Here is an 18,070-nt window from a genome sequence, read left to right on the forward strand (position 1 = left end):
ATGACAGCCGAACGCGACGGGGATCGCAAATTCCCGCCGTTCGGCTTTTTATTGACTGAAATTCGGCTGAACACCCCCAAATAAGGTGGTCAGCAACCAAGCAAGGAGCCATCACCATGTTGGACGACGACATCAAGCAACAACTTAGCGCCTATCTCGAGCGCGTGAAAGAACCGTTCGAGATGGTGGCCTCCCTGAACGATGGCGAAAAAGCCATCGAGATGCGTGAACTGCTGGAAGAAATCGTGGCGGCCCGGCCGGACATGATCAGCCTGCGCACGGACGGAGACGACACACGCAAGCCCTCATTCACCTTGCAACGCAAGGGCACAGACAGCAAACTGCGCTTTGCGGCCATTCCCATGGGCCACGAGTTCACGTCTCTCATCCTGGCGCTGCTCTGGACCGGCGGCCACCCACCGAAAGTGGAAGCCGACACGATCGAACAGATCAAAGCGCTGGATGCCGATCTCACCTTCGAGATCTACATGAGCCTGTCTTGCCACAACTGTCCTGACGTGGTCCAGGCGCTCTCGCTCATGGCCATCTACAACCCGCGCATCAATGTGACCGTCATTGATGGTGGGCTCTACCAGAACGAAATCGAAGAACGCGAGATCATGGGCGTTCCTACCGTGTTCCTCAATGGTGAGTTCTTTGCGAACGGCCGGATGAGTGTGGAAGAGATCGTTCAGAAAGTCGACACCGGTGCCGCCAAACGTGACGCCGAGAAACTGAGCGCCAAGGCGCCCTATGAGGTGCTGATCATTGGCGGCGGTCCTGCCGGTGCGGCAGCAGCGATCTATGCGTCTCGCAAGGGCATTCGCACAGGCGTCGTGAGTGAACGCTTTGGCGGGCAGGTCAATGACACGATGGAAATCGCCAACTACCCAGGCATCCCCGAGACCAACGGGCCTGCCTACGCCTCGGCGCTGGAGCAGCACGTACGGGGCTACGAAGTCGACATCATGAATACGCAGCGTGTAGCGGGCGTGACGCCCGCTGCAGTTGAAGGCGGCCTCATCACCGTTACGCTGGACAACGGTGGAACACTCAAGAGCCGGACAGTCATTTTGGCCACCGGCGCGCGCTGGCGCAATGTCAATGTGCCTGGCGAGCAGGAGTACAAGACTAAAGGCGTGGCCTACTGCCCGCACTGCGACGGCCCCTTGTTCAAGGGCAAGGACGTCGCCGTGATTGGCGGCGGAAACTCCGGCGTTGAGGCAGCCATTGATTTGGCAGGTCTGGTCAAGCACGTCACCGTGATCGAATTCATGCCTGAGATGAAAGCCGACGCGGTGCTCATCAAGAAGCTCCAGAGTTTGCCGAACGTGACTGTGCACACCAATGCCCAGACGACGGAGATCACAGGCGCCAGTGGCAAGGTCAACGGCCTGAAGTTCAAGCACCGCGGTGACGGAACGGACGCCAATGTCGATTTGGAAGGCGTTTTTGTTCAGATCGGCCTGGTGCCGAACACGGAATGGTTGGGCACGACAGTCGAGCGCAGCAAGTTTGGTGAGATCGTCGTTGACGCGCGAGGCGCCACTAACGTGCCCGGTGTATTTGCTGCAGGTGATTGCACTACCGTGCCGTACAAGCAGATCGTGGTCGCCGCAGGCGCTGGTTCAACCGCCGCCTTGAGCGCCTTCGACTACTTGATCCGCACGCCTGCCCCGGAAGCCGCTTCAGAAGAAAACAAAGAAGCTGTGGCGGCCTGAGCGCAGCCTCTTTCTGCCCCTGAGCCCGCTCCTATAGCGGGCTCTTTTTATTGCCGGACCGCCCCGAAACCCGCTGTGGCTCAGGCGGTAGCGTTGAAGGCATCGCTGTAGTGCGCGATGCCTTCGGGCAATGACCCGTGCAAAGTCAGTGCCATGAAGTAGTCAGGCGGCAAGCCCGGCAACCGCAGGCCCGCATGGGCCCGGAAGCCAAAGCGCCCGTAGTACGCGGGGTCACCCAGCAAAACGCAGCCTGCGGCTTGCATGCTTCGCAAATCGGACAGCGCCCGTTCAATCAGGCGCGAACCGATGCCCTGTCCTTGCCTGTCTGGCAGGACGGAAATCGGTCCCAGGCCAAACCAGCGTTCGGCCCTTCGGCCCTCTGGGTCGGTGATCGTCACAGGCGACAGGGCCACATGACCGACGATCCGTCCTTGCTCCACGGCAACGATGGAAAGCGTCAATTCGTTCGCAGCGCGCAGTGCGCGCACGATGAATTGCTCGGTGTGGCTGGTGTGCGGGGCATTGGCGAAGGCAGCGATCGTGACCGCGTCGATGGCCGCGATGTCGCCCTGGGTTTCGTGCCGAAGCTGGATGGTCATGGCTATGCGCTTGTTCCTTCGCGAAAGAATAGTTCGTTCTGGGCGGATCGGCACAAGGCGCCTTCGGGGATCCGTGTATTGTGCCGCACACAAATAGATCCCAGCCCGTCACGCCAGCTGAAGTCCGGCACGCATCCAGGTCAAGGCGCGCCACCTCTGGAGACCCGCAACGGCCTCACGTCTGCCGGGTTGGGTTCAACGTGCTACGACCAGGCGACGCTCCTCCGCAGAAGAAACTCAGGGCTGCCCATGTGGACTCGATCCCCAGTGCGCTTCTTGTGCGCCGCCCGCGCCGACATCACTTCAGACGTTTTTGCTGTGCGGACGGATGCTTAAATGTTGGGCAGAAATCGTTAACATGGAGCGACCACAAATTAGGCCTGCCACATGTCCGAAACCATCCTCCTTTTCTCGCTCGTCGCGTTGATTGGTATCGCAACCCCGGGCCCCACCATGCTGCTGGCGCTCACAAACGGCTCCCGCCTTGGCGTCCGGGCGTCGGTACCCGGGATGTTCGGCGCGGTGTTATCCGACTTCGTGCTCATTGGCGCCGTCGCACTTGGTCTCGGCGCCCTCCTAGCCGCCTCAGAGTTCTGGTTCTCGGTCGTCAAGTGGGTTGGTGTGGCGTACTTGGCCTATCTGGGCCTGCGTCTGATTCGATCCACCGGATCTTTTGCACTTCCATCGGAGGAGAATGAAGCCCCAGCGCCCAGCGGGCGTGCCGTCTTTCTCCGTAGCCTGCTCGTCGCAGTCACGAATCCGAAGGGGTATCTCTTCTTCTCTGCGTTCCTGCCGCAGTTCATTGTTCCCTCGGAGCCCCAGTGGCCGCAGTACACAGCACTCGCGGTCACCTTCGCACTCATCGACTTCGCCGTCATGCTTTGCTACGCAAGCGCCGGGGCCCAGGCAATGAAGGTGCTACGAACAAAAGGCGCGCTCTGGCTGGAGAGAGTTTGTGGCGGCACCCTGCTCGTATTGGCCGGCTCTCTGGCCTTGTACCGAAGGCAGGCCTAAACCGTTACTGGAGCTGGCCTTGTGCACCCTTATAATCAGCTTACTCGTCATTGGGGAGTAGCTGACCTGCGCAATGCAGGAGCTTGCGTCAACACACTTGGCTTATTTGGCTATGGCGCAAGCAGCTTTAAGGCATCGTATTCGTTGCCTTGATTGCCTGGCAAGACCTTTGACCATGTCGCCTCCGGTTGGGCCGGGGAAGCGGCGTGGTCTTTTGTCTTTCCGGCCCCCTATAAAAAACCCACGTCATGGAAGCATTTTTGGTATCACTCGGCGTTGTTGCGCTCGGGGAAATGGGCGACAAGACCCAATTGCTGGCGATCATTCTGGCCGCCACATTTCGTAAGCCCTGGCAGATAGTCGCCGGCATCTTTGTCGCCACCATCGTCAACCATGCCGTTGCAGGGGCCGTGGGCGGATGGGTGGCCCAGGCGCTCGGGCCAGACCTTTTGCGCTGGATCATTGGTATTTCCTTTCTCGCCATGGCAGTGTGGATGCTGATCCCTGACAAGATCGATGACGATTCGGCCACGACCAAGCGTGCCTACGGCGCTTTCGGAACTACCGTGGTCACATTCTTCCTGGCCGAAATGGGAGACAAGACTCAGATTGCCACGGTGGCCCTGGCTGCGCGATATCCGGACGTGGTCCAAGTGGTGCTGGGCACAACGCTGGGCATGATGTTGGCCAACGTACCTGCTGTATTCCTGGGGGACAAGATTGCCCAGAAAGTATCGATGAAGCTGGTGCACTCCGTGGCCGCAGCGATTTTTGCCATTCTGGGCGTGCTCACGCTCTTGAACGTGGGTAACTTCTTCTGAAGATAGTCTCAGGCACTGTGGCCTGGGGTTTGGGGGCCCGGGTTTACTCCAGCGCAGCTTTCTTCCATGCTTCTGCTGCCGCGTCTTTGTCGCCCTTGTGCTCAGCCAGCTCAGCCAACGCGCGCCAAGCACTGCGCCGCAGGCCGCTATCGCGTAATTGGCGAGCAGCCTGGGACAGCAACAGCTGCGCCCTGCCCCACAACTGCCTGTGCAGACAGGCCATTCCGGCCAGGTACTGCAAAGTGGGGTCACGAGGGTTGGCTTGCTGCGCTGCTTCTATCCGGGCAAGCCAATCGCGCTCGCCGGGTTCATCTTGACCGACCCCGGCTTCCAGCACTCGGATCAAACGGGCTCCGTGGGCGTCAGCAAATCCATCCGGCAAAGTCAGCATCTGCTCCCAAACGGGTTGCAGCCATTCACGCACAATCGCACCTTCACCCCCCAGGGCCATCATTCGTTGAGCAGCTCTCAAGGCCAGCTCAGGCATAGCGCGCTCGTTGGCATCAAGTGACGCCCAGATGGTCCGTAACTGTGCCGGGTCTTGCGCACTATCAATCAACTCACTCGCCAAGCTGCGCAGCAGGCTTCGCGCTGCATCGGGCGAGAAGGCTCTATGCTTGGCCAGAAGCCGCGCGGTTTCAAGCGCATCCGAACTTTGCCGCGCCTGACGAGCCGCCTTGAGCTTGATGCGCAATGCGAGCGTACGCCGACCAGCCCCCTGCGGGAGCCCCTCAAGCCACTGAAGTGAGGTCGAAGGATCATGATCATCCAGCGACCAGCGCGCCGCACGCATGAGCAGGCCTTCGCGCAACTCCTGCGGCGCTGACCCCCGTGCGGCGGCCTCCAGTGCTTTGTTCAGGTGGGAATCCCGCAGGCTATGGTCTTGAAGTGAATGAGCGCTGGCCGCCAATGACAGATGGGCAAGCGCCCGGAGAGTAGCCGCCTGAGGAAGCGCCTCACCTGAGGCCGCCATTGAGTGTTCACGCTCCAAGGCGTCTTCCGCGGCCTTGCGCGCGCGAAGATAGCGCCCTGCTGAGAGTTGAACCATGCTATCGAGCAACTGGGCATTTGCAGCACGTTCTCGCTGCTGAGACCGCCAACGGCGCGCCTGACGCGGCAGTTCGAGCACAGCAGCCAGCGCACGCAGGGCCGCATAGATCAAGACGAACAGCAGCACCAGCAAAAGCAGCACCAGGTTGGCGGACAGATCAACCCGGTGGGGAGGCCAGAAAATAGTGACCGTGCCCTGGTTATCTCCCGCAAACAAAGCAAGCGCCACCGCTGCTGCAAACAAACCTACCAACCAAAGAGCTGCACGCATAGCGTTTACCTGGCTCCCGGAAGGTTGGTATTGGCTGTGGCCGAGATCGCCGAACTCAGAGCAGTCAGGGTTTCGTCCACCCGCGGCAGATCCGCAGACTTGGTGGATGCCTGAATTTGCTGCAGCAAGGTGGCAGCAGCCTGGGTGCGGCGGGATGCGGGGTCAAAATACGCCCCCAACGCAAACTGGGCAGCCGAAAGATTGGAGCGCGCGGCTTCGTACTGGCGCGCCAGAATGGCCAAATGTGCACCTTGCAAACGCAGTTTGAGATTCTCGCGGAGGAAGAACACCTGCTCGGCACTCATCATGCTGGCGTCTGGCCGCTCAATCCGACTCACGCTGAGGAGTTGGCGTGCCTCGGACTGCACGACCTGCAAAGTCTTCGCCCACCAACCGGAGGCTGGATCGCGAACGGCATCCACATGCTGCTTTTCTGCTCCTGTGCGGCCCACATCGTTAGCGGCAGGCAACTCGTCAATTTGCCGCAATAGCTGATCAATACGAGCCAGCAGGCCGGCGGTATCAGGAATGCTCGCCGCTTTGACGCGTTCAAGATCACGTGTCACAGCGCGGCTTACCGAGACCAGACGGGGGTCGCCCGAACGGGCGATTCGCCTCTCCGCAGTACGAAGTGCAGCCAGCAAAGGCTCGATGCGCCCCGTCAGTTGTGTCTGATCCTGAGCCACATTCAATGCGGCTTCGAGGTCGACGGCCAGATTTTCATCACGTGTTCGCGCAACGCTTTGTACAGCATCTTCAAGCTGCGCCCTGTAAGCAGAAAGGTCACCGATGCGCGTATCCAGGATGGCCACCTTGGCTGCGGTTTCACGCACTGTTTCTTCTGCCTGACGCGCCAAGGTGCGCGCCTCGACGGAGCGAGCGCCGGATTCACCACTCTGCCGAGCCAGTTGCTCCTGGATGGACGACAATCTTTGCCACAGCATAAGGCTGGCTGCAAGAGCCAACCCTGCCATGACCCAAGCCACAATCAAACCGGGCCTCAAAACCGCACGGCGCGAACGCATATAGCCTGACGGCGGCAGCGGAGGCGCGGCTTGAGGGGTGGGCGGTGCAGAAGCGGACACAGAAGGACCTGGCGCAGGGCCAGGTGAAGGGGGCGGCAAGGCAAGCGGGTGCTCGTCGTTCATGCAAAGGATTCTATAGAGGCTGCCACGTCATCCAAGGTGGGGCGAACTTGTTTGACGATTCCAAAACCCGCTTGGCGTGCAGAATGTGCAATTCGCTCATGCGTAGCGAGTGCGCGCGCAACAGCCCAGTTTTGTCCAGGCAGCACCAAACGCAGATTCGATATGGCCTCTGAACTGCTGAACAACCAGATGCTGCCATCGCTCACCGCACTTTCTGCCAAGCCCCGTTGCGCCTCATCCAGCACCGGAGGCGCGCGTCGGTAGGCGGCCACCTCCTCTACATGAACGCCCGCTTCACGCAAGCGCGCGGCGAGCCAGTCTCGCCCGGCGATCTGGCCCTTCGCATCAGCGCCTCGTACGATCAAGACACGCTGACCTGGCGTGGCCTGATGCTGAACCTGTTCCCACAGAGACTCTGAGTCGAATTGCAAAGCGTGTGAGTCTGGTGCGTCGATAGAGGAATCTGGCCAACCAGACTCCTTCAGCGCCCGTGTCGTGCCGGGGCCTGGCGACCATGCCCTGGCCCTTGGGCTGAGAACGGCCATGCAGGGGTGACCGCTCTGCATGCAGGCATGGGCAAATCCGCTCACCGCATTCGCGCTCACGAACATCACTGCGGCATAAGAAGCCAGCTTTTCGATGGCCTGGTTGAGAGGCTCGGTCTCCAGTGGCGGCTCAATGCAGATCAAAGGAAGCGCACACGCCTGCAAACCTCTGCCCTGAAGGTCTGATACCCAGCGAACTCCCTCTTTTGCAGGGCGCGTCACGATCAAGCGGGGCATGGTGCTCGCTGTCCGTTGAAGCTCAGGCAATGCAAAAACCTCGAAATGCTGCAGGTCAATGCGCGCCGCCGGCCCGCAACTGACTGGCTACCAGAGTACCCAAAGACTCTGCACTGGCCAAGTCGCCAACCGGCGCGACGCCATGGGCAGTCACCAGAGTGGGGCCACCCTCCGGATCGCCCCAGGCGGCGCGCAATTGGATTTGTCCGTTATCCAGCGTGGCATGCGCAGCCAATGGCATGGAGCAGCTTCCCCCCATGGCCCGGCTGACTGCCCGCTCAGCAGCGACTGCCAGCCAAGTCGTCTGATCAGCCAGGGGCGCAAGTGCCTGCACCAATTCAGGGCGCAAGGTTCTAGTTTCTATACCCAACGCGCCCTGCCCGGCAGCTGGCAGCATTTCATCTGGACTGAAGATGTGTCGGATTCGATCTTCCAGCCCCAGCCTTTTGAGCCCAGCAGCCGCCAACACGATGGCGGCGTACTGGCCTTCATCCAGCTTGCGCAGGCGGGTGTCCAGGTTGCCGCGCAGGGGCTCGATGCGCACGTCGTCACGGCCTGCCGCGCTCAACATGGCCCGGAGCAACACTGTGCGGCGCAAGCTGGAAGTACCTATCACCGCGTTAGGCGGCAGGTCTGCTGGAGAGGCGCAATCCGAAGAGACCCAGGCGTCTCGAGGGTCTTCGCGCACCATGACGCAGGCCAGATCGAAGCCTTCAGGTAACTCCATAGGGACATCCTTGAGTGAATGCACCGCGATGTCCGCACGGCCGTCTTCCAGAGCTGCCTCCAACTCTTTCACGAAAAGACCTTTACCCCCTACCTTGCTGAGGGTTCGGTCCAGTATCTGATCTCCTCGAGTCGTCATACCCAACAATTGGACTGCATGACCGCGAGCCTCCAGCAGCGCTTTGACGTGCTCGGCCTGCCACAGGGCCAATCGGCTCTCTCGGGTGGCGATGGTGATGGGTAGGGCTGAGGACATGCTGCAATCGAAATGGAAACGGGAAAGCAGGGATGCTAGCGCATGCGGTCGCCAAGGGTGCGTTATAGGGTGCGTTAACTCGCTTAGGAGCCTGTCGGACTTGGAAATCGCCGGCAGCAAATGCGCCGCAGCGGTCCAAGTCCGACAGGCTCCTAGTCCCCCAGGGCCTCTCGTACGGCAGCCACCTGCCGGCGCGAAACCATGAGCTGCTCGTCGGCGCCAAACAGCCGCACTGCCCAGCCTTCTGCCTCATCCCCCTCCTCGGCTTGATGGCGTATGAGTTCGCGGATAGCGCTGCGAGCGACCAGGCTATTTCGGTGAATGCGCAAAAAGCGGCCAGGATGGCGCTCCTCGATCTGATTCAAGCTGCCGTCGAACAAGTGGCTGGCCTGTAAGGTTCGTACAGTGACATATTTCAGCTCGGCCTTGAGATAGAGCACATCAGCCAGAGGGATACGCACAGTCCGCCCTCGTTCCGCAATCAGCAGCCATTCAGGGCTGGCTTCCACCAGAGGCGCCTGAAGCGGATGCCCCATACGCTGCACCTTTTGCAGCGCAGCCTGTAACCGCTCCAGCCTGACGGGCTTGGTCAGGTAGTCCACCGCTTCCAGATCGAACGCATTCACGGCGTATCCGGCGTGTGCCGATACAAAAATGACCAAGGGCGGTTGAGGGAGCAGCCTTAGTGCCTGGGCCAGCTGGAGTCCATCTGCCCCCGGCATGTGGATGTCGAGCAGGGCCACATCAAATGGCTGGCGCTGCACCCAGGAAAGCGCCTGCGAGGCATTGGCCGCTTCTGCAGTCACCAGTGCATCGGGTTGGCGGCAATCTCCCAACAAAGTGCGCAGGCGAGCACGTGCAAGTGCCTCATCGTCAACAATCAATACCTTGAGGGCAGTCATCAAGCACCCCACCCGGGCATGGGCACTTCAATGCGCGCCTGGTACCGGTCACCCACCAAGCCAGCCTGGAAGCTGCCTTCGATGTCGTGCAGCAGCCTGAGCCGGTCACGGACATTGGCAAGCGCTATGGTATGACCGCGCCGTCCTTCTCCGGCGGGCATGGTGTTGGAAATCTCGATGATCGCCACTTGGCCTCGCAATTCAGTGGAAACACGCAACTGTGCCCCCGTCGCACTGGGCTCCACCCCATGCTTGACAGCGTTTTCAACCAGGGGCTGCAAGATCAGCGGTGGTAGACGCGCACCGTGCGCGCGCTCATCCAGGGCCCATTCGATGCGCAGGCGATCGCCAAAACGCACCTGCTCTATTTCCAGATAGCGCCGCGCCAACGTGAGCTCCTGCTCCAGTGTGAAATTGCCCTCAGGCTCCACGAGCGCGTGATGAAAAAGCTCAGCCAGATCCTCAAGCACCATTTCTGCCTTGGCAGGCTCCTGCCTGACCAGGGCAATGGCCGTGTTCAGCGTATTGAACAGAAAATGCGGCCGTATGCTGGACTGAAGCTGCTCCAGACGGGCCTTGGTGGTCGCTGGCAAGCGGCCGCGTACCCGCCAGGCCAGGGCTGCCACCAAGCCTGCCGCCAGCGCTGCGCCCGTAAAGGCGCTTGCCAGCCAGCGTGCCGGCTCAAAAATTCCCAGGAGGCTGAGCATGCCGCAGGCATAGATCCCCGCCATTGCGCCCAAAGCCATGCCCACGGCATATTGACCAGCCCATGGCAGCCGCGCAATCTGGCGCTTGGCCGCACATCCGACGATCAGCCAAAGCAACGTGGCAGGCAACGCGCCCCCCGTCACCATGGCTACTTGAGCTACCCAATCGGTGAAGTCGGAGGCGACATACATCAAAGCGACCGCCAACACGGCCTCTACATAAAGCACCGCCCGCAACACCAAACTGACCCGGCAGGCATCGAAAACCAAGAGCCGAGCCACCGCACCTGCCTCGGCAGTCGGTTTGCTGTTTTCGAAGGTCGATAGAATTTGCGGGTCTTTCATCAAGCTATCTCTACAGTGTAGAGGTGCTTTGGCTGCTTTTTTCCTGCGGCTCACGTTCCTTCATATGTCTACCAATCAATTCGACAAGAAATCCCAGGCCTGGTCCGCGCTGTTTTCAGAGCCCATGAGCGAGCTGGTCCAGCGCTATACAGCCAGCGTGGATTTCGACCAGCGCCTGTGGCGCGCTGACATCGCCGGAAGCCTGGCTCATGCCAGCATGCTGGCCACCCAAGGCGTGATCTCCGAGCAGGACCGCTCGGAGATCGAACGCGGCATGAGCCAGATTTCCAAAGAAATCGAGGGGGGCGACTTCGAATGGAAGCTCGCTCTGGAAGACGTTCATCTGAATATCGAAGCGCGCCTTACACAGCTGATTGGTGACGCCGGCAAGCGCCTGCACACCGGCCGCAGCCGCAACGATCAGGTAGCCACCGATATTCGGCTGTGGCTGCGTGACGAAATCGACCTTATCGCAGGCCTGCTACGCGAACTGCAAGGCGCGCTCATCGAGGTTGCAGAAAAGAACGTCGAAGTCATTTTGCCCGGCTTCACTCACCTTCAGGTGGCGCAGCCGGTAAGCTTTGCACACCATCTTCTGGCGTATGTAGAGATGTTCTCGCGCGACGAAGCCCGCATGGCCGATGTACGCAAGCGCGTCAACCAGTTGCCGCTGGGGTCTGCAGCCCTGGCTGGTACGACCTACCCCCTTGATCGGGAACTGGTAGCGCGGACCCTGGGCATGGAAGGCGTTTGCCAGAACAGCCTGGACGCCGTGAGCGACCGCGATTTCGCCATCGAATTCTCCGCTGCCTCCTCACTTGTCATGGTGCACATCAGCCGGCTCTCAGAAGAGCTGATTCTGTGGATGAGCCAGAACTTTGGTTTCATCAAGATCGCTGACCGATTCACCACCGGATCGTCCATCATGCCGCAGAAGAAGAACCCGGACGTGCCGGAGCTTGCGCGTGGCAAGACGGGCCGTGTGGTCGGCCACCTGATGGGCCTGATTACCCTTATGAAGGGCCAACCACTAGCCTACAACAAGGACAATCAGGAAGACAAGGAACCTTTGTTCGACATCGTGGACACGGTGCGAGACACGCTGCGCATCTTTGTGGAAATGATCGCCGGCCAGCTAGACGCGCAGACCGGCTCCCGCCAGGGTGGTATCACAGTGAACGCGCCAGCGATGGAACAAGCCGCCCTTAAAGGCTACGCCACCGCGACCGACCTGGCCGATTACCTGGTCAAGAAAGGCCTGCCTTTCCGCGATGCGCACGAGACGGTGGCCCATGCCGTCAAGGCAGCTCAGTCCCACAACTGCGACCTGTCGGAATTGCCGCTTGCCGTTCTGCAAGGCTTTCATCCTGACATCGAGAAAGACGTCTACGAGGTGCTCTCACTTCGTGGAAGCTTGAACGCCCGAAATACGCTAGGCGGCACGGCACCTGCGCAGGTGCGCGCGCAGATTACGCGCCATAAGGCGAGGTTGGGCGTAGCGAGCTGAACGTACGCTCTGAAGGCGCTCAGTCTACAAATCCAGAATGAGCGCCACATCCGAATCATTGGCATTTGCTACCCTATGGGCGCGCTGAACGCCCTTTTGGAGCTCCACATGCAGTTTTCTTCTTGTTTTCGCCATGCCGGACGGGCACTTACGCTGTCCGCGGCGTTTTGGGCACTGAGCGCACAGGCGCTCACCATTACCAGCCTTTCCCCCCAAGGAGAGGTGACCCGCGTCAGGCAGGTAGTGGCCAAGTTCAATGAAAACGCTGTCAATTTTGGTGACCCCAAGGCCCCTGCGCCTTTAAAGGTCAGTTGCGACAACGCTGAGGCCTCAAAGGGACAAGGGCGGTGGAACAGCGCGCGCGAATGGGTCTACGAATTCGAACGTGACCTGCCGCCCGGCGTTCGCTGCCGTGCGGAGGCTGTCGCGGGCTTTAAATCAGGCTCCGGAGCGGCGCTCGCGGGCACTACGCAGTTCCAGTTCACAACTGGTGGCCCGTTCGTGCAGCAGATCAGCCCCCACACTTCCACACGCATTGAAGAGGACCAGGTTTTCGTCTTGCGCCTGAATGGCAACGCCACGGTCGACAGCGTGCGCAACCATGTCTGGTGCGCCATAGACGGCGTGGGAGAGCGTGTTCCCGTGCGAATGGTAGAGGGTGATGCGCGTGCCAATTTGCTCAAGGCGATTGGCAACGAAGAAGAAGCGTCGAAAGAGCCGCAGCGCTTCCATGCGTTTTCTTGTAACCGACGGTTAACGCCCGCGACCCGTGTTCAGGTGGTGTATGACAAAGGCGTCTCCACGCCTAGCGGTATAGAAAATGCCCAGGAGCGGCGCTTTGCTTTTCAGGTACGGGAGCCCTTTACGGCCAGTATGAGCTGCGAGCGGGAAAACGCACAGGCCGCCTGCATGCCTATCCGCCCCATCAGCCTGGCCTTCAGTGCGCCAGTGCCGAGGAGCATTCTGGAAACCGTGCGTCTGCGCTCGCCCAAGAGCGAATACAAACCCACGCTCGACGAAGGCGATGCCGACGCGCTCATCGATCGGATTGAATTCAGCGGACCGCTGCCTGAACGGACGACCCTCACTCTGACACTACCGCCGGATCTGAAAGACGCCAGCGGTCGCCCATTGAGCAATGCCAGCACCTTTCCGCTGGAGTTCGCCACTGCGCCCATGCCGCCGCTGGCCAAGTTCGCGGCCCAGCCTTTCGGCATCGTGGAGCGCTTTGCCGAAGGGCCGCAATCCCCAGCCCTATTCCCCGTCACACTGAGGCGGGTCGAATCCAACCTCCAGGCCAGCGGCATCCAGGTCAGCGGCCTGAGGCCACAAAGCGACCCAGACATCATTGCCTGGTTCCGGCGTATCCAGCGCTACGACAGCTTCAGTGTTTCCCGCAAGATCGCAGCCAAGGATCTGCGCCGTCCCCTGCCCCCGCCTATTGATACCGAAAGCAAGACCATGGTGCAGACGCGCATGGTGTCTCTGCTCACGGGCGTTAACGGCGTGCAAACGCTGCAAGTTCCCCCTTCGAACGACGGTGAAGCCACCCGACCTTTCGAAGTGGTGGGTATACCCCTTGTTCCGGGCTTCCATGTGCTGGAGATTGCCTCACAGCGCCTGGGAGAGTCCTTGCTGGACGAGAAGTACGGTGCCAATCGGACCATGTACGTCCGCAGCTCGGCGTTGGTGACCAACCTCGGCGTGCACTTCAAGTTAGGTCGTGACAATGCCCTGGCCTGGGTGACATCGCTCGATAAAGGGCTGCCTGTGGCCGGTGCCACAGTGCGGGTTTCTGACTGCGGCGGCCGGGAACTGGCCAAGGCCACGACGGATGCGCAAGGGATCGCACGCTTCAAGGGCTTATCGCCGGAAGCGCCCGTGTGCAAGACAGACGACGAAGATTACAGCGACTATTCGCGGGGGTACTTCGTCAGCGCCCGCACCACGCGTGACAACGTGGATGATCTGGCCTTTACATGGTCCACCTGGCAAAAAGGCATTGAACCTTGGCGCTTCAACGTGCCAACCAATACCGATGCTCGCCCCGACGAACGTGCACACACGGTGTTTGACCGCACCTTGCTCAGGGCGGGAGAGACTGTTTCCATGAAACATATCCTGCGCACAGAAACAAGCGCAGGATTTGGCTTGCCCAAGGACAGCCCAGACACTCTCGTCGTCACCCATGTCGGCAGCGGCCAGGAATACACGCAACCTATTGCTTGGCGCAACACCAAGACCGGTGGCCGCAGTGCTGAAACCAGCTTTGCCATACCCCAGGCTGCGAAGCTGGGGGTTTACCAGGTCGAACTCCGGCAAAACGCCAGGGAGAAAAACTCGGGTGAAGGCAGTCGCAGTTTCCAGACTGGCCAGTTTCGGGTGGAAGAGTTCCGCCTGCCCGTCTTGCAAGGCCGTGTCACCACAGCCAGCAAGGAAGCGCTGATTGCGGCGACCACCGTGCCCGTCAGCGTTCAGGTCAACTATGTGGCCGGCGGCGCAGCAGGCAATCTGCCGGTGCGTGTTTCTGCCCTCACTCGTGCCAAGGACCTGCAATTTTCAGACTACGACGATTTTCGATTTGATCCACCGCGTTCGTCCACTGAACAAACAACGGGTAGCGAAGGCGAGGAAGAAGCGGCCTCGCGTGAAGACCAGCGAGTGGTGGCAGACAAACTGGCCGTCACTTTGGACCGCAATGGGGCAGGCACGGTCACGCTCGAAAAGTTGGCGGTTCCTACCCGCGCACAAGACCTGCTGATAGAAGCCACTTATGCCGACCCCAACGGGGAGATCCAGACGCTGCGCGGCAACGGCACACTCTGGCCAGCGGGCGTCGTAGCGGGCATCAAAACCGAAAGCTGGGTTTCTGCCAGCCAGTCGGTACAGATGCAGGCCCTGGCGCTTGACCTGACAGGAAAACCCAAGTCAGGTGTGACGCTGGATGTGAAAGCCATTGCGCGCATCACCACCACCAGCCGCAAGCGCATGGTGGGAGGCTTCTACACCTATGACAACCGGACGGAAACCAAGGATCTTGGAACCGTCTGTACAGGCTCCAGCGACGCGCGCGGCTTGCTGAGCTGCAGCGTGAAGATGAACCAGCCTGGCGAGATTGAGCTGGTGGTCACCGCGCGCGACGACAAAGGCCGCACCACGAACGCAGCCAGTTCCGTCTGGGTCACCAAGCAAGGAGAGCTCTGGTTTGGCGGCGAAAACCACGACCGCATGGACCTGGTGCCTGAGAAAAAGCTCTACCAGCCCGGCGAGACCGCGCGCTTCCAGGTGCGCATGCCTTTCCGCTATGCGACAGCCCTCGTGGCCGTGGAGCGCGAAGGCATCATGCACACGCAACTGGTGCAACTGCGCGGCGATGATCCCACGGTGAGCCTGAAGATTGAAGAAGGTTGGGGCCCGAACGCCTATGTCAGCGTCCTCGCTTTGCGCGGACGCCTGATCGACGTTCCGTGGTACAGCTTCTTCACCTGGGGCTACAAAACGCCACGGGAATGGTGGCAGGCCTTTTGGCACGACAGCAAGGACTATGTGGCCCCCACCGCCATGGTGGACCTGAGCAAGCCCGCATTCCGCCTGGGCATGACTGAAATTCGCGTGGGCACAGGTGCGCACCGGATTGATGTGTCCGTCAAAGCGGACAAAGAAACCTACGCGGTCCGCGGCAAGGCCAAGGTCACCATCACTGCCAAGCTGCCCAACGGCCAGCCTGCTGCAGATGCCGAAGTGGCGCTTGCCGCGGTGGACCAGGCCCTGCTGGAACTAATGCCCAACGGCAGCTGGAACTTGCTGGAAGCCATGCTGCAACGCCGCGCCTGGGGCGTGGAAACGTCCACAGCGCAAATGGAAATCATTGGTCGCCGGCACTATGGCCGCAAAGCCGTACCCACGGGTGGAGACGGTGGTGGCAGGAACCCGACACGGGAGTTGCTTGACACGCTGCTGCTGTGGAATCCACGTGTGCAGCTTGATGCAAAGGGCCAGGCCGAAGTGGAAGTGCCACTCAATGACGCGCTGACCACTTTCCAGATCGTGGCTGTGGCTGACGCCGGCACGGGGCTGTTTGGCACCGGGCAGACCGCCATCAAAGCCACGCAGGATCTGCAGATCATCAGCGGCCTTCCACCTTTGGTACGTGAAGGAGATCAGTTCAAAGCGATGCTGACTCTGCGCAACACGACGCCCAAGGCGATGAAGGTCGAAGTGGCTCCACGCGCCACCTTGCTGGACCTCAAACCGCAAACCGTTGATATCCCCGCAGGTGAGGCGCGCGAAGTTCAATGGGATGTAACGGCTCCTGAGCAACTGGCGGCGACTCGCGCGGAGGCGCTGATGTGGGAAATCGAGGCCAAGGACAGTGCTGGTCAAGCGCGTGATGCGTTGAAAGTCAGCCAGCGCATCATTCCTGCCGTGCCCTTGACCGTGCAACAGGCGACTCTGGAGCAGCTCAACGGGACCTTCACACTTGACGTGGCACCCCCAGCCGATGCCCTTCCACCAGGAAACGACAAGCGTGGTGGTGTTCGTATATCCATGCAGCCCCGACTGGCTGAAGGCTTGCCCGGCGTTCGCGACTGGTTCGCCCGCTACCCTTATGCCTGCCTGGAACAAAAGACAAGCAAGTCCATTGGCCTGCGCGACGAAAAGCTCTGGCAGCAGACTGCAGCGCAATTGCCGGCCTATCTTGATAAAGATGGCCTGGCTAGCTACTTCCCGCCAACCAACGGCGACGTAGACCGCGGAAGCGATACCCTGACCGCCTGGCTGCTGGCTGCCACACACGCAGCAGGTCAACTTAACCCGGCATTCACCCTGCCGGATGAGTCTCGCGCGAAAATGATTGCGGGCCTGACGCTCTTTGTTGAAGGCAAGATCGAGCGCAAGTTCTGGTCGCCACGCAATGACCTGGACGTGCGCAAACTCGCTGCCATCGAAGCGCTGTCTCGGCATGACGCGGCCAAGCCCTCGATGCTGAGCAGTATCACCATTGCGCCCAACCAATGGCCCACCAGCGCTGTGATCGACTGGATCAGCATTCTCAAGCGCTTACCTGCTGTGCCCAACAAGGCAGCACAGCTGGTGCAAGCCGAGCAGATTCTGCGCGCCCGCCTCTCGACCCAGGGCACCAGAATGGCATTCAGCACCGAGCAGGATGACTATTGGTGGTGGCTGATGGCCGGCGGCGATGTCAACAGCGCACGCATGTTGCTTCTGGTCATGGACGACCCAGCCTGGAAAGATGATCTGGGACGCTTGGTCAGCGGCTTCATTGCTCGCCAGCAAGGCGGTGCCTGGAACACCACCACAGCCAACCTCTGGGGAGGCTTGGCCTTGGAACAGTTCTCCAAGCAGCACGAATCAACCCCCGTATCGGGCAAGACCACTGCCACCCTGGGAACATCTACTGCCGAGATCGATTGGACCAAGGTCACACGCCTCAAAAGCAGTGATGTGCAAGGATCTGCTCACCAGAACAGTGCATTTGGCGCGCCCTCCTCGCCCGGCCAACTGACCAACAACTCAGCTCTGCTTCCGTGGATAGACACCAAGCCTGGCGTCAAGCAACCACTTGTCATCACTCAGGCGGGTACTGGCAAGCCCTGGATTACTTTGCAATCCCTGGCTGCGGTGGAACTCAAGGCGCCGTTTGCGGCTGGCTACCAGATCAAGAAAACAGTGACTCCTGTGGAGCAAGCCAATAAATCATTGCCTGCTGGTCAGTTCACTCGCGGCGACATTCTTCGTGTCACCCTGGAGGTCACCGGCAGCGGCGATATGACATGGGTGGCGGTCACTGACCCCGTGCCCGCTGGCGCCACCATTTTGGGCAGTGGCCTGGGGCGTGACTCACAAATCGCCACACAAGGCGAGAAACGCAGCGGGCCTGGATGGCCAGCCTTTGAAGAACGCAGCTTCGAAGCATTCCGCAGCTATTACGAGTACCTGCCCAAGGGCACCATCAAGATGGAGTACACGGTGCGCCTTAACAATGCTGGAGCGTTCAGCTTGCCCCCGAGTCGGGTAGAGGCACTGTACGCGCCAGAAATGTTTGGTGAGTTCCCGAACGCGCGGGTCACCGTCCAGGCGCCCTAGGAACCCGTCGGACTTGGAAATCGCAGCCTGCAGCGGGAATCTAGGCGACTGCGAAGGCTAGTGCGCGTCGCGACGGTTCTCTGGCCAAGTTGGCCGCGCCGACTTAATCGCGC

12 protein-coding genes and 1 riboswitch are annotated in these 18,070 nt (G+C 60.4%); of the genes, 5 read left to right on the forward strand and 7 right to left on the reverse strand.

All coding sequences use genetic code 11. The features are described 5' to 3' along the window. Positions 1 to 116 precede the first annotated feature (116 nt). Positions 117 to 1,721 (forward strand): alkyl hydroperoxide reductase subunit F, encoded by a 1,605-nt coding sequence (gene ahpF, locus ABIE13_RS07175; RefSeq protein WP_354442449.1) that lies wholly within the window; start codon positions 117 to 119, stop codon positions 1,719 to 1,721. Positions 1,722 to 1,801: 80 nt separating this feature from the next. On the opposite strand, the gene ABIE13_RS07180 is transcribed toward ahpF, so the two are convergent. Further along, positions 1,802 to 2,320 carry a GNAT family N-acetyltransferase gene (locus tag ABIE13_RS07180; protein ID WP_354442450.1) on the reverse strand — a complete coding sequence of 173 codons (519 nt, stop codon included), beginning with the start codon at positions 2,318 to 2,320 and terminating at the stop codon, positions 1,802 to 1,804. A gap of 387 nt (positions 2,321 to 2,707) precedes the next feature. On the opposite strand from ABIE13_RS07180, the gene ABIE13_RS07185 reads away from it, so the two are divergent. Continuing rightward, positions 2,708 to 3,334, forward strand: a complete 627-nt coding sequence (locus ABIE13_RS07185) for a LysE family translocator (RefSeq protein WP_354442451.1) — start codon at positions 2,708 to 2,710, stop codon at positions 3,332 to 3,334. Positions 3,335 to 3,374: 40 nt separating this feature from the next. Then, positions 3,375 to 3,571: riboswitch (yybP-ykoY riboswitch) on the forward strand. Positions 3,572 to 3,582: 11 nt separating this feature from the next. Then, positions 3,583 to 4,155, forward strand: a complete 573-nt coding sequence (locus tag ABIE13_RS07190; protein ID WP_354442452.1) for a TMEM165/GDT1 family protein — start codon at positions 3,583 to 3,585, stop codon at positions 4,153 to 4,155. 43 nt (positions 4,156 to 4,198) lie between these two features. Here the strand turns inward: ABIE13_RS07190 and ABIE13_RS07195 are convergent, their stop codons facing one another. The 6 genes from ABIE13_RS07195 to ABIE13_RS07220 form a co-directional block, all read right to left on the reverse strand. Then, positions 4,199 to 5,476 carry a heme biosynthesis protein HemY gene (locus ABIE13_RS07195; protein ID WP_354442453.1) on the reverse strand — a complete coding sequence of 426 codons (1,278 nt, stop codon included), beginning with the start codon at positions 5,474 to 5,476 and terminating at the stop codon, positions 4,199 to 4,201. 5 nt (positions 5,477 to 5,481) lie between these two features. After that, positions 5,482 to 6,624 carry a uroporphyrinogen-III C-methyltransferase gene (locus ABIE13_RS07200; RefSeq protein ID WP_354442454.1) on the reverse strand — a complete coding sequence of 381 codons (1,143 nt, stop codon included), beginning with the start codon at positions 6,622 to 6,624 and terminating at the stop codon, positions 5,482 to 5,484. Further along, positions 6,621 to 7,406, reverse strand: a complete 786-nt coding sequence (locus ABIE13_RS07205; RefSeq protein ID WP_354442455.1) for a uroporphyrinogen-III synthase — start codon at positions 7,404 to 7,406, stop codon at positions 6,621 to 6,623. The genes ABIE13_RS07200 and ABIE13_RS07205 overlap by 4 nt, the downstream gene beginning before the upstream one ends. A gap of 55 nt (positions 7,407 to 7,461) precedes the next feature. After that, a complete protein-coding gene (hemC, locus tag ABIE13_RS07210; RefSeq protein ID WP_354442456.1) occupies positions 7,462 to 8,388 on the reverse strand; it encodes a hydroxymethylbilane synthase in 927 nt (308 codons plus the stop codon). A 152-nt stretch (positions 8,389 to 8,540) separates the two neighbouring features. Next, positions 8,541 to 9,290 (reverse strand): LytR/AlgR family response regulator transcription factor, encoded by a 750-nt coding sequence (locus tag ABIE13_RS07215; protein ID WP_354442457.1) that lies wholly within the window; start codon positions 9,288 to 9,290, stop codon positions 8,541 to 8,543. Next, positions 9,290 to 10,342 carry a sensor histidine kinase gene (locus tag ABIE13_RS07220; RefSeq protein ID WP_354442458.1) on the reverse strand — a complete coding sequence of 351 codons (1,053 nt, stop codon included), beginning with the start codon at positions 10,340 to 10,342 and terminating at the stop codon, positions 9,290 to 9,292. The genes ABIE13_RS07215 and ABIE13_RS07220 overlap by 1 nt, the downstream gene beginning before the upstream one ends. Positions 10,343 to 10,406: 64 nt before the next feature. Between ABIE13_RS07220 and argH the strand changes: the two genes are divergently transcribed. Continuing rightward, the gene (argH, locus tag ABIE13_RS07225) at positions 10,407 to 11,849 is read left to right on the forward strand and encodes an argininosuccinate lyase (RefSeq protein ID WP_354442459.1); all 1,443 of its coding nucleotides are present in this window, start codon (positions 10,407 to 10,409) and stop codon (positions 11,847 to 11,849) included. Between the two features lie 108 nt (positions 11,850 to 11,957). Next, positions 11,958 to 17,957, forward strand: coding sequence for an alpha-2-macroglobulin family protein (locus tag ABIE13_RS07230; protein ID WP_354442460.1), 6,000 nt, complete (start codon positions 11,958 to 11,960; stop codon positions 17,955 to 17,957). Positions 17,958 to 18,070: the final 113 nt, after the last annotated feature.

The organism is Ottowia thiooxydans, from assembly GCF_040548795.1.
Lineage (GTDB): Bacteria > Pseudomonadota > Gammaproteobacteria > Burkholderiales > Burkholderiaceae_C > Ottowia > Ottowia thiooxydans_A.

What these genes read in the sequence shown, in the direction of transcription:
- ahpF (WP_354442449.1), top strand. Translation starts at nt 117, where the DNA reads ATGTTGGACGACGACATCAAGCAACAACTTAGCGCCTATCTCGAGCGC.
- ABIE13_RS07180 (WP_354442450.1), bottom strand. Translation starts at nt 2,320, where the DNA reads ATGACCATCCAGCTTCGGCACGAAACCCAGGGCGACATCGCGGCCATC.
- ABIE13_RS07185 (WP_354442451.1), top strand. Translation starts at nt 2,708, where the DNA reads ATGTCCGAAACCATCCTCCTTTTCTCGCTCGTCGCGTTGATTGGTATC.
- ABIE13_RS07190 (WP_354442452.1), top strand. Translation starts at nt 3,583, where the DNA reads ATGGAAGCATTTTTGGTATCACTCGGCGTTGTTGCGCTCGGGGAAATG.
- ABIE13_RS07195 (WP_354442453.1), bottom strand. Translation starts at nt 5,476, where the DNA reads ATGCGTGCAGCTCTTTGGTTGGTAGGTTTGTTTGCAGCAGCGGTGGCG.
- ABIE13_RS07200 (WP_354442454.1), bottom strand. Translation starts at nt 6,624, where the DNA reads ATGAACGACGAGCACCCGCTTGCCTTGCCGCCCCCTTCACCTGGCCCT.
- ABIE13_RS07205 (WP_354442455.1), bottom strand. Translation starts at nt 7,406, where the DNA reads ATGCCCCGCTTGATCGTGACGCGCCCTGCAAAAGAGGGAGTTCGCTGG.
- hemC (WP_354442456.1), bottom strand. Translation starts at nt 8,388, where the DNA reads ATGTCCTCAGCCCTACCCATCACCATCGCCACCCGAGAGAGCCGATTG.
- ABIE13_RS07215 (WP_354442457.1), bottom strand. Translation starts at nt 9,290, where the DNA reads ATGACTGCCCTCAAGGTATTGATTGTTGACGATGAGGCACTTGCACGT.
- ABIE13_RS07220 (WP_354442458.1), bottom strand. Translation starts at nt 10,342, where the DNA reads ATGAAAGACCCGCAAATTCTATCGACCTTCGAAAACAGCAAACCGACT.
- argH (WP_354442459.1), top strand. Translation starts at nt 10,407, where the DNA reads ATGTCTACCAATCAATTCGACAAGAAATCCCAGGCCTGGTCCGCGCTG.
- ABIE13_RS07230 (WP_354442460.1), top strand. Translation starts at nt 11,958, where the DNA reads ATGCAGTTTTCTTCTTGTTTTCGCCATGCCGGACGGGCACTTACGCTG.